The organism is Nocardiopsis sp. M1B1 (genome assembly GCF_052466615.1).
This window is the reverse complement of the sequence record NZ_CP196194.1, coordinates 398897-411999: the sequence shown is the minus strand read 5'-3', so window position 1 is coordinate 411999 and position 13103 is coordinate 398897. Positions and strand designations below refer to the sequence as shown.

Genomic DNA, 13103 nt, shown 5'->3' with positions numbered 1-13103 from the left:
GAAATCCGGTCCCGGGGCAGGCGCGAATTCCCCATTAGTCTGGATAGCCGACTAACCCCCGGCAAGGGGTGTTGCACGGGAATTTTCGAAGCGATTCGACTCCTTCTCGGCAACCACCGCGAATTGCAGGGACACCGTCCGGTCCGGTACCAGGTCCACCCCGCGCCGCTCCCCGCCGGGCAGCGCGACCACCGTCCGGCGGGGCTCGACCGCCCGCAACCGCGCGCGGGCCCGGCCGCCGGACCACTGCAGGAGTTCCACGACGACCCCGCCCCGGGCCCGCAGCCCCTCCACCCGGCCCGAGGCCCACTCCCGGGGCAGGGCGGGCAGCAGGTCCAGCCGCCCCTCGGCGGACCGGGCCAGCATCGCCGCCGCCACGGCCGGGAACCCGCCGCCGATGTCCACGTTGAACAGGCTGCCCCGGTTGTGCGTGGGCACCAGGGTGGGACGCCAGTAACGGGTGGCCAGCAGGGACAGGGTCTCGTGCGCCTCGGCGGCCAGGCCCAGGTTGGCCGCGGCCAGCCCGAGCTGGACCAGCCCGAAGGCCATCTCGTCGGACTCCTGCCCGCGCCACCACGCCAGGCGGGCGCGCACGGCGGCGACCGCCGCCGCGCGCAGCCGGGGCGAGGCCAGGGCGGGGTCGGTCTCGTACCAGAGCGGGTACAGGTGGGAGGCGTGCCGGTGCGCGTGCCGCTCGCTCTGCCCGACCGGCCCGGCCGGGCCCGCCCACTCGGCGAGTTCGCCGCCCGGGGCGACCCGGTAGCCGGGCAGCCGCGCCCCCAGCCGGGCCCAGCGGCGCGAGCCGGGAACGCCCAGCACGCGGTGCGCCCGCAGCAGGTTGCGCACCAGGTCGCGCACGGCCGCGACGTCCATGGTGGCGTTGACGGCGGCCTGGCCGTCGCCGTCCCCGGGGGTGTTCTCCGGCGAGTAGGAGGGGGAGAAGCCCTCGTCGGTGAGGAAGTCCTCGTGGAACTCCGCGGCGGCGGTGAGGAAGGGCAGGGCGCGCTCACGCAGGAACGCGCGGTCGCGGGTGTGGGAGTAGTGGTCCCAGTACAGGCGGGACGTCCACGCCGCGCCCGCGGTCCAGCAGGTCAGGCACCACTCGGGGCCGAAGTGGTTGTGCCTGCCGGAGGTGGAGGCGTGCGCGGGCAGCAGGATCCCCCGGCAGCCGTAGAGCCGCCGCGCGTTCTCCGCCAGGTCGTCGGCCATGCCGTCGAGGAGGTCGAACAGGCCGGTCATCAGCTCGGGCGTGCCCGTGGTGTGCAGGGCCGCGAGGGCGGAGGGCAGGTTGCCGTCGAAGGTGTACCCCGACCGCCACGGTGGGTCGTAGGTGCCGCTCCACACCCCCTGGAGGGTGGGCGGCAGGTCGCCGCAGCTGGAGATGATCGCGTACCGCCCGGCGTCGACCAGGCGGGCGATCAGGTCGGGGGCGGCCCCCGCCGCCAGGAGGTCCTCGCCGAGCGCGTCGGGGCGGGCCGGACCGCCCCCCAGCTCCAGCCGGAAGCGGGACATGAGGTCGCCGTGCACCGCCCGGTGGCGTTCGAGCGCCCCGGCGAAGTCCTCCGGGCTCCCGGTGGATCCATCCGTCCCGGACAGGATCACGGGACTCCCCGTTTCCGGCGCGGCGAACCCGTCCACCCGCACGCGCGCCGTCAGCCGCAGCCGCCGGACGCCCCGCAGGTCCAGCCCCTCGCCGTCGGCGCCGACCCGACCGCCCTCGGCGCTGACGGCGCAGGTCACCGTATACCCCGACAGCCCGCCGGGCGGGCGCTCGGGGAAGTCCGCCCGCAGGGTCAGCAGGCCGGGGTCGGCCTCGCGGACCACCGTCATCGGGACCGGCGGCGCCTCCTCCAGCGCGGTGAGCCGCAGCGTTCCGTCCAGGCCCCGGGGCGAGGCGAGTTCGACGACCACGGCGTCGTCGGGCCGGGAGGCGAAGGCCCTGTGCGCGGTCCCGTCCGGCAGCTCCTCGGTGACCAGCCCCGAGTCCAGGTCGCACGTGCGTGTGACCGGCCCCGGCCGGGGCCCGCGCGGGGCGAACGAGAGCACGGCGGCCCCCACCAGCGGGTCGATCCACCGGGTGTCGGCGTAACCCGGGTGCTCCCGCGCCGCGGACTCCGCGATCCGCTCGGCGGCTTCGCGGGAACGGCCCCGGCGCAGCAGCTCCCTGAGTTCGGGCAGCAGGGGCGCGGTCTCGGGGGCGGGCAGGGGCTCCGTGACCGGCAGGAAGAGCCGCTCGTGGCACAGGGTGAGGCGGACGCGCTCCGCCGTCGAGTGCACGAGCGCCCCCTGGCGCCCGTTGCCGGTGACCAGCGCGTCCTCCCAGTTCCCGACCGGATGGCGGGTGCGGACCCGTCGTGCTGCGGACATGCGCTCTCCTCGTGTGGGGGGTGTCGCCCGGAAGGGTTTCCGCCCTACTTTGTTGGCGCACACACCAAACCAGAAGGAGTTCCCCATGTCCTCTCCGCTGTGGTTCGGCGGCGACTACAACCCCGAGCAGTGGCCGGAGGAGGTCCAGGCGGAGGACGTGGAGCTGATGCGCCGCGCCGGGGTCAACCTCGTGACGGTCGGCGTCTTCTCCTGGGCGCTCCTGGAGCCGAAGGAGGGCGAGTACCGGTTCGAGTGGATGGACCGGGTGCTGGACCGGCTCGCCGACGCCGGGATCGGGGTCGCCCTGGCCACCCCGACCGCCTCTCCCCCGCCGTGGTTCGGGCTCGCCCACCCCGACGCGATGCCGGTGACCGCGGACGGGACACGGCTCACCCACGGCAGCCGCGACACCTACGACGTGTGCTCCCCCGCCTACCGTGAGGCCTCGGTGCGCATCGCCCGCGCGCTGGCGGAGCGCTACTCCGCGCACCCGGCGCTGCGCCTGTGGCACGTGCACAACGAGTACGGGACGTGGTCGCACTCCGAGCACACCGCCGGGGCCTTCCGCGACTGGCTGCGGGGTCGCCACGGCGACCTGGACCGGCTCAACGCGGCGTGGACCACGGCGTTCTGGAGCCAGCAATACTCGGAGTGGGAGCAGGTCCAGCCGCCGCGCGCGACCCAGTACCTGCCCAACCCGGCGCACGTGCTGGACTTCCGGCGGTTCCTGTCGGACGCGATGCTCGACCACTTCCTGTCCCAGCGCGACGTGCTGCGCGCCGTGCGGCCGGACGTGCCGGTCACGACCAACCTGGCCTTCGGCGACTGGGTGCCGGTGGACCCGTGGCGGTGGGCCGAGCACCTGGACCTGGTGGCCGTGGACGACTACCCGGACCGGACGGGGCAGGGCGGGGCGGAGCAGACCGCCTTCGCCGCCGACCTGGCCCGCTCGTGGGCGGAGCGCGTGCCCGTCCCGGGACGGCCGTGGCTGTTGATGGAACAGGCGGCGGGTGTGACCTACACGGGCGAGGTCGCCCGGCCCAAGGCCCCCGGGGAGACGGCGCGGCACAGCCTGGCGCACGTGGCGCGCGGGTCGCGGGGCGCGATGTTCTTCCAGTGGCGGGCCTCCCGGGGCGGCGCCGAGCAGTGGCACTCGGGGATGGTGCCGCACGCCGGGCCGGACTCGCGGATCTTCCGCGAGGTGTGCGAACTGGGGAGCGTGCTGCCCCGAGTGGCGGAGGCGCGCGACGCCGACGTGGTCGCCGACGCGGCGCTCACATGGGACCCCGAGTGCTGGTGGGCGCTGGGCAGCCCGTCGCTGCCCGTGCGGGGCGTGGACTACCTGGAGGCGGCGCGCCAGGTGCACCGGGTGCTGTGGCGGTCGGGGCGCACGGTGGACATGGTGCGCCCCGACCGCGACCTGCCGCGGGTGCCGCTGCTGGTGGTGCCCGCCCTGTACCTGCTCTCGGACGAGGCGGCCGAGCGGCTGGCCCGCTACACCGAGGACGGCGGGACGCTGGTGGTGACCTTCCTGAGCGGGGCCGCCGACCCGGACGGGACCGTGCGCACCGGCGGGTACCCGGGCGCGCTGCGGGACCTGCTGGGGGTGCGGGTGGAGGAGATACACCCGCTGCTGCCCGGGGACTCGGTGGGCGTGGACCTGGGTTCGGTGCGCGAGGAGGTCACCCTGTGGAGCGAGCACGTCCACCTGGCGGGGGCCGAGGCGGTGGCCCACTACGCGGGCGGACCGCTGGACGGGCTGCCCGCGGTGACGCGGCGGCGCCACGGCGCGGGCGAGGCCTGGTACCTGTCGGCCCGGCTGTCGGACCGGGGCCTGGCGCGGCTGCTGGCCGAGGCGGCCGGGACGGGGCCGTTCCCGGAACCGGGGCTGGAGGTGGTGCGCCGGGTGGACCGGGACGGCGCGTGGGTGTTCGTCACCAACCACGACAACCGGCCGCGGTGGATCGACCCGGCCCGGTTCGGGCTGGACGCGGGCGCCCGCGACCTGGTGTCGGGCGTTTCGGCGCAGGGGATGACCCTGCCGGGCGGCGGGGTGGCGGTGTTGCGCGGCCACCCCGTTGACAATTAGTTGTGACTCTAGACAAACTATTCCGGAGTCCTGCGCCTACCTCAGGAGACACGACATGAGCAGCTACCAGCCCGTGCCCGCGGACAGGTTCACCTTCGGTCTGTGGACCGTGGGGTGGCGCGGGGTGAACACCTTCGGCGATCCCGTCCGCCCGGCGCTCGACCCGGTGGACGCCGTGCGCCGCCTCGCCGACCTCGGCGCGCACGGGATCACCTTCCACGACGACGACCTCATCCCGCCCGGCAGCTCCGACACCGAGCGCGAGGACATCCTCAAGCGGTTCCGCGCGGCCCTGGACGAGACCGGGCTCAAGGTGCCGATGGCGACCACCAACCTGTTCTCGGACCCGGTGTTCCGCGACGGCGGGTTCACCTCCAACAGCCGCGACGTGCGCCGGTACGCCATCCGCAAGGTCATCCGCAACATCGAGCTGGCCGTGTCCCTGGGCGCCAAGACGTACGTGTGCTGGGGCGGCATGGACGGCGCCGAGACCGAGGCGGGCAAGAACGACCACGCCGCCCTGGACCGGCTGCGCGAGGCCTTCGACATCCTGTGCGGCTACGTGCGCGAGCAGGGCCACGACCTGCGCTTCGCCCTGGAGCCCAAGCCCAACGAGCCCCGCGGCGACATCCTGCTGCCCACGGTGGGCCACGCCCTGGCCTTCATCAACGAGCTGGAGCACCCCGAGATGGTGGGGGTCAACCCGGAGGTCGGCCACGAGCAGATGGCCGGGCTGAACTTCGCGCACGGCGTCGCGCAGGCCCTGTGGGCGGGCAAGCTCTTCCACATCGACCTCAACGGCCAGCGCGGGATCAAGTACGACCAGGACCTGCGCTTCGGCTCGGGCGACGTCAAGGAGGCGTTCTTCCTGGTGGACCTGCTGGAGAGCGCGGGCTACGACGGCCCGCTGCACTTCGACTTCAAGACGCCGCGCACCGAGGACATGAGCGGCGTGTGGGAGTCGGCGGCGGCCTGCATGCGCAACTACCTCATCCTCAAGGAGAAGGCCAAGGCGTTCCGCGCCGACCCCGAGGTGGTGGAGGCGCTCGCGGCCTCGCGCGTGCCCGAGCTGTCCCAGTCCACGCTGGGCGAGGGCGAGTCCCTGTCCGACCTGCTGGCCGAGGAGATCGACCTGGCCGAGGTCGGCGCGCGGGGCTACCACTTCGAGCGCCTGGACCAGCTCGCCATGGAGCACCTGTTCGGCCTGCGCTGACCTTCCGTCCCCGGACCCGGGCCGTGTTCCGCGCGAGGCGCGCGGGGCGCGGCCCCGGCTGTTTCCGGGATCGGCGCGGGGCGGCGGCCGGTTCCGGGCGGGCGGGGTGGAGTCGGGGCGGTGACCGGATCTGGGCAGCAGCCGGGTCGGGACAGGCCGGTCGGTGACCGGTAGGCGCCGTGTCTGGACAGCGGGGCCGTGGGTAGTGGCGGTGGTCGGAAGCACCCCACCGAAGCGGAGGCGAACATGGCCGAGGACGCCGTCACCCTGATCCTGAAGGACCACCGGACCATGGAGGAGCTGTTCGACCGGCTCCAGTCCGAGCCCGACCAGCGGCCGCGCCTGCTGGAGGAGATCGAGGCGATCCTCACCGCGCACAGCCGCGCCGAGGAGGACGAGGTGTACCCGGCCGCCGCCAAGGCCGCTGGCGAGGGACCGGAGGTCCGCCACGGCACGGAGGAGCACCAGGAGGCCGAGGAGCTGCTCCAGAAGCTGAAGGAGTGCGACCCGAAGAGCAAGGAGTTCGACAAGCGCTGCAAGGAGTTCGTCGACGCGGTCAAGCACCACGTCGAGGAGGAGGAGAGCGACGTCCTGCCCGGCCTCAGGGAGGCCGTGAGCCAGAAGCGGGCCCAGGAGCTGGGCAGGGCGTTCTGGGAGCGGCGCGCCCGGGAGCTGGAGCGCTTCGACGTCAAGGGCAGGGTTCCCAGGCAGCGCGACCTCTACGAGGAGGCCAAGGAGCTGGACATCGAGAACCGCTCCAAGATGAACAAGGCTGAGCTGGCCGAGGCCGTGCAGAAGGCCCGGCGCGGCTGAGCTCCCCTCGGAGGCGCCCCCCTCGCGGGCACAGGACGTGAAACGGCCCCGCCGGGCAGTTGCCCGACGGGGCCGTCACGTACACCGGAACGGTGCGGCGGTCGCCTCACGGCGCGGTGCACAACACGGCTCCTGCCGCCCTTGCGGGCGCGGTATTCCGTGAAGGCTTTGAGTGGAGCCCGGGGGACACTTTCTACCGCACCTTCCGGCACCCCGTACAACGGGAGGGTGGGGGTGGGTATTCCGCGACCCGGGGACACTTTTTCCGGTGTCCCCCGCCACATCCCCCGGTCGGGCGCGGAGCGCGGTCAGGCTGGCCGGGATGGTCAGACGCGCGGGGCGGCGGTCACGAGCGCGGGACAGTGAGGCGCGCAGGGGCGGTTAGGCGCGCGGGGCGGTGCTCTCCCGGGAGGTGAGCCGGGGTTCGAGCAGGGTCACCCCGGGGTTTCCGGGGCCGTCGATCTTGTCCATGAGCAGGCCGACCGCGCGGGCGCCGACCTCCTCGGCGGGCAGGTCCACCGAGGTCAGCGGCGGGGCGCCGGGCGGGACCGGGCCGATCGCGACCACGGACAGCTCGGGTGGGGTGCGGCCGTGCTCGGCGAAGGATTCGAGCAGCGGGCCGACCGAGGGTTCGTTGTGCACGATGAGACCGGTGAGGCCGTGCCGCTCGCGGAGCAGGTCCTCCGCGAGGCCGTGCGCGGTGTCGGGGGAGCACGGGTGCAGGGTGGCGCGCACGCCGCGCTCGGCGGCGGCGCGCTCGAAGCCGGTGGTGGTGCGCTCGGCGAACCCGGTGCGCCGTTCGTACACCGAGGGGGGCTGCCCGACGAAGGCGAGGTCGGTGTGGCCGAGGTCGGCGAGGTGGTGCACGCAAGCGGCCCCGGCGGCGGCGAAGTCGAGATCCACGCAGGTCAGGCCCTCGGTGTCCTCGGGGACGCCGATGAGGACCGAGGGCAGGTCCAACTCGCGCAGGACGGGGACGCGGGCGTCGTCGGCCTCCACGTCCATGACGATGACGCCGTCCACCATGGCGCTGCCCGAGACCCGGCGCAGGCCGTCGGGGCCCTCGCCCTGGGTGAGCAGGAGGACGTCGTGGTCGTGCGCGCGGGCGGCGGTGACCACGGAGACGGCGAAGCGCATCGCGACGGGGACGTGCACGTCGCCGCGGAGCGGGATGACCAGGGCGATCACGTTGCTTCGGCGGCTGGCCAGGGAGCGGGCGCCCGCGTGCGGCTGGTACCCGAGTGCGTCGATGCTCTCCTTCACACGCCGCCGGGTGGTCTCGGAGATCGACCGCTTGCCGCTGAGGACGTAGGAGACCGTGCTCGGCGACACGCCAGCGTGCCGGGCCACATCGGAGATCCGCACCGTGCCGTCCCGTCCGTTTTCGAACCGATTCGATGCGCTGTTACGCACCGTGTTCCCCGGATGTGGCGCCGATGGGCGCCGCCGGGCGAGGCGTGGTCACGGAGCGTGGGGGGTGAGGGAAGGGGCGCCGTGGTCAGTCCTCGGTTCCGAGCGTACCGGAGGAGCCCGCGGCGGCGCGGTCGTAGGTCTCACGGAACTGGCGGACCCTGCGCTGGCGGCGCATCGTGAGCGGGACGAAGGTCGCGATCATGACCACCAGCAGTCCCGCCAGGAAGAGGTTGACCGAGGCGAACGGGGTTCCGTTGGCGTACTGGAGCAGGGCGTTGGCGACGTTGGGTACGACGAGGACGCAGCCGAACAGCAGCATGAACTTCGGGGAGCGGGACGTGTCGCTCTGGTCAGCGAGGATGCGCCCGAGCCGGTTGGTCTCGGGGTCCGGGTGGAGGGTGCCCCGCATGATCTGCCAGTGCGCGGCCCAGGTCTTGGCCGGGTCGGCGTCCAGGGGCAGTGGCCTGTCCTTGACCATGCGGCGCATCATCCACGCGGTGCCGAAACCGACGGCCGCGGAGACGACCACCGCCACGGCCAGGGTTCCTCCCGTGACGGCGACGATGGCGGGGGCGAAATCGGTCCCGATCATCAGAGGAACGAACAGCAGGGCTATGAAGGGGACGGAGAGGACGGCGACCAGCAGGGCGGTGCGGAGGCCGTACTGACGCGGGTTGTTCTGGGCGTAGATGGTCCAACGGCCCATGAGGGTGCCGAACCGCCCGGGGGTACGGGGGATGTCGCGGTTCCTGTTCATACCGGCGAACTACCCCGGGGCGCGCGGCGCACATGGGACCAACGACCCGAAGGGCACACGGCGGGCCGGGCCCCGGAGCAGCCCCTGGGGCCATAGGGCTCTAGCTGCGGACGTCCTTCGCGGCACCCAGGAAGGCCTGCCACTCGCCACCGCCGAAGAAGAGCGCGCCCAGCTCGCGGTGCTTGGTGTCCCGGACCCCGGTGACCGGGCCCTCCGCGACCTCCACGCATTCACCTCGTTCAACGCTGTAACTGGAGGTGTGCCAGAGGGAGGCAGGCACCAACGTCGCCTCGGCGGCTTCGTGCTCAGTCATCAGGGCTTCTCCAGGTTGTCCGCTAGGTCGCGAATGAAGTCTTGCGTGTCGTCCAACGGCAGGGCGGCGGCCTGCATGTACTCGAACCCGTGCTCGTGGTTCGCGAGTTCGTCGCCACCCTCGAAGAAGTGCCCGCTCGGAGGGACGTCAAGGTAGCCCACCCGGTCGGTTTCACCGAGATGCAGGAGAGTGTAGCCACAGGACTGCGCCATGCCCTTGGACAGTAGCAGGACCTGAATGTCGATATTCGGGCGCTTGTCCAGCTCCATCAGGTGCTGGAACTGGGTCCGCATGACCTCAGGTCCACCGACGAGGCAGCGCAGCGCCGATTCATCGATGACCGCCCAAATCCGGGGAGGGACGTCGCGGTCCAGGATGCTGGTGCAGCGCTCGATCCGGGCGGCGACGCGCTTCTGACGCTCCTTCGGGTCTGTCACGAATCCTCGAGCCATCAGGGCTTCGATGTAGTCCGGATGCTGGAGGAGACCCGGAACGATGCCCATCGCGTACTGCTGGATCTTGGTGGCCTCGTTCTCCAGGCTGTAGAAGGCGTTGCCCGCCACGTCCTCGTGCTGAAACCACCAGGGCTTCTGCTTGCGGGCCGCCTTGGCGATCTCCACCAGTTCCTCGCGCAGCGCATCCGTTGAGCCGTACAGGCGGCAGAGCGCGGCGACGGCCTCCGTCGTCAGCCGGACGAACCGCCCGTTCTCGATTCTGTAGAGCTTGCTGGTGTCCCACCCCAACTCGTTGGCGACCTGCTCCTGGGACAGCTTGGCCTGGGTCCTGAGTCGCTTGAGCTGACTCACCAGGTAGTGCCTGCGCACGGGGGAGCCCTGGGCCACGAAGGCCTCCTTCGTTCCGTCGTCGTCACAGCGGATGGCGGGGACAGCCCGATCATCTCACTGCACCAAAAAGGACATGTGCCAACAATGCAGGCCAGTTTTTATACAGGCCTTGTAAGTTCTAAGGCTGGTCTCTAGCTTAGAGGACGAAGCGAGATTCCGGCGCGGCTCTTGGAAAAGGGACGCCTACCTCGGCAGACGCCTTGCGTGGCACGAGGCGGCGCGGGAGAAGAGCCTGGGATCTGGCCGATCCACGGCGGGATGACACTCACCGCCGGGGCGGCCGTCCGCCAAGGGGCGGCTGACACGAAAACGGGCTCTGGGGGCGATAGCAGCGCCTCCAGAGCCCACATCGACAACCCGATTCATGCCTGAAGGAGCGTGCCGACATGACCATTGTGCCGCGTCCCCGCGCAGCCATCCACACGCCCGCCCCACCCTCCGCCGGGCGGCGCTGGCCCTCCCGGATCTACCCCGGTCTCCTCGCCCAGGCCGCCTGGGTGCGTGAGGACCTGCGCTCCGACCTGTTCCGCCTGGAAGGGCTGTGCCCCGACCTGGCCGACACGATCGTGCTCTGCGCCAGCGAGATGTTCGCCAACGCCGCCGACCACTCCCGTTCCGGCCAGGAGAACGGCCGGGTCATCCGAACCCTGTCCATGCCCACCGCCACCACCCTGCACCTGGGCATCACCGACGACGGCGTTCGGACCGAGAACCCTTCCCTCCCGCACATCCCGCACCAGCGCACCGCGCCCGAGTGGGAGGAGGCCGAACGCGGCCGGGGCCTGCTGCTCATCAACTCCCTGGCCACCAGGTGGGGCACCCGTGCCGTGGTGGACTTCCCGTTCTGCGCGGGGTTGGGCACGGTTGTGTGGGCCGAGTTCACCCTCACCCCCACCGCTCCCGCCAGTACCGCCAGCGCCGGGGCCGACAGGTGAGCGCCCCCACCGTCAGCGGACCCAACACCGACCGCATCCGCCGGGTCCTGGACGCGCCCCGGGGACAGCGCTTCGTCCGCCCGGGTACCGCCAGCAACACTGGCCCTTCCGGTCGTCCCGACAGCCTCAACCGCTTCAGGAACACCAGCGATCCCAACGAACCCACCCGGGAACAGCGGCTCCTGGCGCAGATGGCGGGGAACCCCCGCGTGGCCTACCGCCAACTCCACGGCGAGCTGCCCACCTGGATGCACGTCCAAGCCGCCCGGTTGGCCGCACACGGCTCCCAGAAACCCCGGGGTGCTCAGGACTCTCGGGGCACACCGGGCACTCGGGGCACCGAGGCCCCCGAAGGCCCGCGCAAACCCTCACCGCCACCGAAGCGCCCGCAGGCACCAGCGGTTCCGCCCCCACGACCCGCCACCGACGACGACCCGCTCCCACCCCGTCCGCAACACCCGGAACACCCGGAACACCCGGAACGCCCGGAACGCCCGCCGCTGCCGCGCCGCCGACCCCAGCGCCCGCACAGCCACCGCAGACCCCGACGCTTCGGCTGGACCCGCACCGGCCCGGCCCGTCTGCTGGCCGCCTACACCCTCGCGACCAGCGCGGGAGCCCTGGCCCAGCACCTGGCCACGGTCCTGCTGTAGCCGAGAGCTTCAGCCGGGAACTGGGATTGCGCGAGATTGCTTCCACCGGATCCGCCAACGGCTGCCCCGGCCGCCCTTGGCCAGGGATACTCGTAGCGCACTCTCTGAACCGAGGAGGACCATAAAGCTCCGCAAACTCGGCGCCACGTCCTAGGACGGCGCCTGCCCCACGTTGTATGAAACGGGTACTGGCGTCATCGTGATGCAAGGCGACAAACTGACCAACCCCGAAGCCCTGCGCAAGCTGAGCGACGTCCTTGCTGACGAGGAGTTTGTCGTGGTCCCCCGTGCCCTGCTCACCCGCTTCGCCCCCAAGGAATGAGATGTCCGAGATCGTCAGCGGAGAGGGCTTCACCGACCTCTTCCGCCGTTACCGATACACCGCATGGCGCCTGGAGACGCGTACGCACTACGGCAAGGCGAACGAGGATCTACCGTTCCAGCGGTGGCTGGCAGGGGACGACTCCGATATCGAGTGGTTCAAGCCCTGGTTGAAGATGATGCGCGCCGAGCTAGCCACCGGTAAGCGCATGGAGCGGGTCCGGCTCATCGACGACCCGCCTTCCGACTACCTGCGTTGGGAGCTGTGGGGCACTCCCTACAACCTCGGCGTCGGTGAGGACATCCGTTACCTGCCACGCACCCACCCGATCGTGGCAGAGCTGCCCGACCACGACTTCTGGGTGTTCGACAGCCGTACGGTAGCCCGACTGGAATTCGAGGACGACCGTTTCCTCGGAGCGAGTCTGACCGAAGCCCCGGAGCAGGTACTGACCGCCCTCCAGGCACGGGACGCAGCCTGGCACCACGCGCTCACCTTCACCGAGTACATGGCGTCTCGCGCTGCATGACCGACTACCAGACAGCCCGGATCTCCCTCGGTGTCCGCCTGCGCGAACTCCGGGACGAGGCCGGGCTGTCTGGCCGTGAACTGGCTTTCGAGCCGGTTGGCACCCTTCCAAGGTGTCCCGCCTCGAACGCGGCAACCAGACCGCTATGACTGAGGACCTGCGCCGCTGGGCGCGGCTGTGTGGGCGCGACGACGCCGCCGAGGGGCTCGTCGCGCAACTGGGCACACTGGAGACCCACTACACGAGTTGGCGCCGCAGGCTTTCAGCGGGAAACGAGGCGCGGCAGCAGAACGCCGTCGACTTGGAGAGCCGCACGCGTAAGTTGCACGTCTTCGAGTCGGTGTGCGTCCCCGGGCTTCTACAGACGCCCGGCTACGCCCGTGCCATGATCTCAAGAGCGGTGGAACTGCACGGAACTCCGACCGACGTGGAAGAAGGCGTGCGCAAACGGATGGAACGCCGCGCCATCCTGAATGCACGTGACAAGCAGTTGCAGATCCTGCTGTGGGAACCGATTCTGCGCACACGGCAGGCGTCTCCGAAGGTGCAGGTCGAACAACTCGACCACCTGGCAGAGTGTGTTCGCCGTGGCCCCGAGGGCATCGGGATCATCCCCTTGGCGACACAGCTGATGGCTTCACCCATGCACGGATTCTGGCTCTACGACGACAACCGCGTGATCGTGGAAACCATCGGGGCCGAACTGTGCCTGACCGACGACGACGCGGTCGAGCCCTACCGGCGCGTCTTCTCGGCCCTCTCGCGTTCCGCTGTGAGGGGCCGCGCGGCCCTCGAACTGGTGGAGCGCGCCCGTAGCGCGCTCACCGGGTATGAGCGCCCTGACATGCGATGAG

12 protein-coding genes are annotated in these 13103 nt (G+C 71.5%); 7 read left to right on the top strand and 5 right to left on the bottom strand.

Annotated elements, in window-relative coordinates:
* Positions 1–51: 51 nt before the first annotated feature.
* Positions 52–2367: a glycosyl hydrolase family 95 catalytic domain-containing protein gene (locus ACSTA4_RS01825; protein WP_444962216.1), complete on the bottom strand. Its 2316-nt coding sequence runs from the start codon at positions 2365–2367 to the stop codon at positions 52–54.
* A gap of 85 nt (positions 2368–2452) precedes the next feature.
* On the opposite strand from ACSTA4_RS01825, the gene ACSTA4_RS01820 reads away from it, so the two are divergent.
* The 3 genes from ACSTA4_RS01820 to ACSTA4_RS01810 all read left to right on the top strand — a co-directional run bounded on the left by ACSTA4_RS01820 (position 2453) and on the right by ACSTA4_RS01810 (position 6482).
* Positions 2453–4456: a beta-galactosidase gene (locus ACSTA4_RS01820; protein ID WP_444962215.1), complete on the top strand. Its 2004-nt coding sequence runs from the start codon at positions 2453–2455 to the stop codon at positions 4454–4456.
* A 55-nt stretch (positions 4457–4511) separates the two neighbouring features.
* Positions 4512–5669 (top strand): xylose isomerase, encoded by a 1158-nt coding sequence (xylA, locus tag ACSTA4_RS01815; RefSeq protein WP_416027630.1) that lies wholly within the window; start codon positions 4512–4514, stop codon positions 5667–5669.
* Positions 5670–5915: 246 nt separating this feature from the next.
* A complete protein-coding gene (locus ACSTA4_RS01810; protein WP_444962214.1) occupies positions 5916–6482 on the top strand; it encodes a hemerythrin domain-containing protein in 567 nt (188 codons plus the stop codon).
* 381 nt (positions 6483–6863) lie between these two features.
* Here ACSTA4_RS01810 and ACSTA4_RS01805 read toward each other — a convergent pair whose 3' ends face one another.
* The 4 genes from ACSTA4_RS01805 to ACSTA4_RS01790 form a co-directional block, all read right to left on the bottom strand.
* On the bottom strand, positions 6864–7847 hold the full coding sequence (locus ACSTA4_RS01805) for a LacI family DNA-binding transcriptional regulator (protein ID WP_444962213.1): 984 nt from the start codon (positions 7845–7847) through the stop codon (positions 6864–6866).
* A 133-nt stretch (positions 7848–7980) separates the two neighbouring features.
* Positions 7981–8652, bottom strand: coding sequence for a hypothetical protein (locus ACSTA4_RS01800; RefSeq protein ID WP_444962212.1), 672 nt, complete (start codon positions 8650–8652; stop codon positions 7981–7983).
* 100 nt (positions 8653–8752) lie between these two features.
* Complete coding sequence (locus tag ACSTA4_RS01795; RefSeq protein WP_444962211.1) at positions 8753–8965, bottom strand: DUF397 domain-containing protein; 213 nt, start codon at positions 8963–8965, stop codon at positions 8753–8755.
* On the bottom strand, positions 8965–9807 hold the full coding sequence (locus tag ACSTA4_RS01790; RefSeq protein ID WP_444962210.1) for a helix-turn-helix domain-containing protein: 843 nt from the start codon (positions 9805–9807) through the stop codon (positions 8965–8967). Before ACSTA4_RS01790 ends, ACSTA4_RS01795 begins: the two co-directional genes overlap by 1 nt.
* A gap of 389 nt (positions 9808–10196) precedes the next feature.
* On the opposite strand from ACSTA4_RS01790, the gene ACSTA4_RS01785 reads away from it, so the two are divergent.
* The 4 genes from ACSTA4_RS01785 to ACSTA4_RS01770 all read left to right on the top strand — a co-directional run bounded on the left by ACSTA4_RS01785 (position 10197) and on the right by ACSTA4_RS01770 (position 13102).
* Positions 10197–10745, top strand: a complete 549-nt coding sequence (locus ACSTA4_RS01785) for an ATP-binding protein (RefSeq protein WP_444962209.1) — start codon at positions 10197–10199, stop codon at positions 10743–10745.
* Positions 10742–11398, top strand: coding sequence for a hypothetical protein (locus ACSTA4_RS01780; RefSeq protein WP_444962208.1), 657 nt, complete (start codon positions 10742–10744; stop codon positions 11396–11398). Before ACSTA4_RS01785 ends, ACSTA4_RS01780 begins: the two co-directional genes overlap by 4 nt.
* A gap of 323 nt (positions 11399–11721) precedes the next feature.
* Positions 11722–12249 (top strand): DUF6879 family protein, encoded by a 528-nt coding sequence (locus tag ACSTA4_RS01775; protein ID WP_444962207.1) that lies wholly within the window; start codon positions 11722–11724, stop codon positions 12247–12249.
* 145 nt (positions 12250–12394) lie between these two features.
* Complete coding sequence (locus ACSTA4_RS01770) at positions 12395–13102, top strand: DUF5753 domain-containing protein (RefSeq protein ID WP_444962206.1); 708 nt, start codon at positions 12395–12397, stop codon at positions 13100–13102.
* Position 13103: the final 1 nt, after the last annotated feature.

What these genes read in the sequence shown, in the direction of transcription:
- ACSTA4_RS01795 (WP_444962211.1), bottom strand. Translation starts at nt 8,965, where the DNA reads ATGACTGAGCACGAAGCCGCCGAGGCGACGTTGGTGCCTGCCTCCCTC.
- ACSTA4_RS01775 (WP_444962207.1), top strand. Translation starts at nt 11,722, where the DNA reads ATGTCCGAGATCGTCAGCGGAGAGGGCTTCACCGACCTCTTCCGCCGT.
- ACSTA4_RS01810 (WP_444962214.1), top strand. Translation starts at nt 5,916, where the DNA reads ATGGCCGAGGACGCCGTCACCCTGATCCTGAAGGACCACCGGACCATG.
- ACSTA4_RS01825 (WP_444962216.1), bottom strand. Translation starts at nt 2,367, where the DNA reads ATGTCCGCAGCACGACGGGTCCGCACCCGCCATCCGGTCGGGAACTGG.
- ACSTA4_RS01785 (WP_444962209.1), top strand. Translation starts at nt 10,197, where the DNA reads ATGACCATTGTGCCGCGTCCCCGCGCAGCCATCCACACGCCCGCCCCA.
- ACSTA4_RS01820 (WP_444962215.1), top strand. Translation starts at nt 2,453, where the DNA reads ATGTCCTCTCCGCTGTGGTTCGGCGGCGACTACAACCCCGAGCAGTGG.
- ACSTA4_RS01770 (WP_444962206.1), top strand. Translation starts at nt 12,395, where the DNA reads ATGACTGAGGACCTGCGCCGCTGGGCGCGGCTGTGTGGGCGCGACGAC.
- xylA (WP_416027630.1), top strand. Translation starts at nt 4,512, where the DNA reads ATGAGCAGCTACCAGCCCGTGCCCGCGGACAGGTTCACCTTCGGTCTG.
- ACSTA4_RS01800 (WP_444962212.1), bottom strand. Translation starts at nt 8,652, where the DNA reads ATGAACAGGAACCGCGACATCCCCCGTACCCCCGGGCGGTTCGGCACC.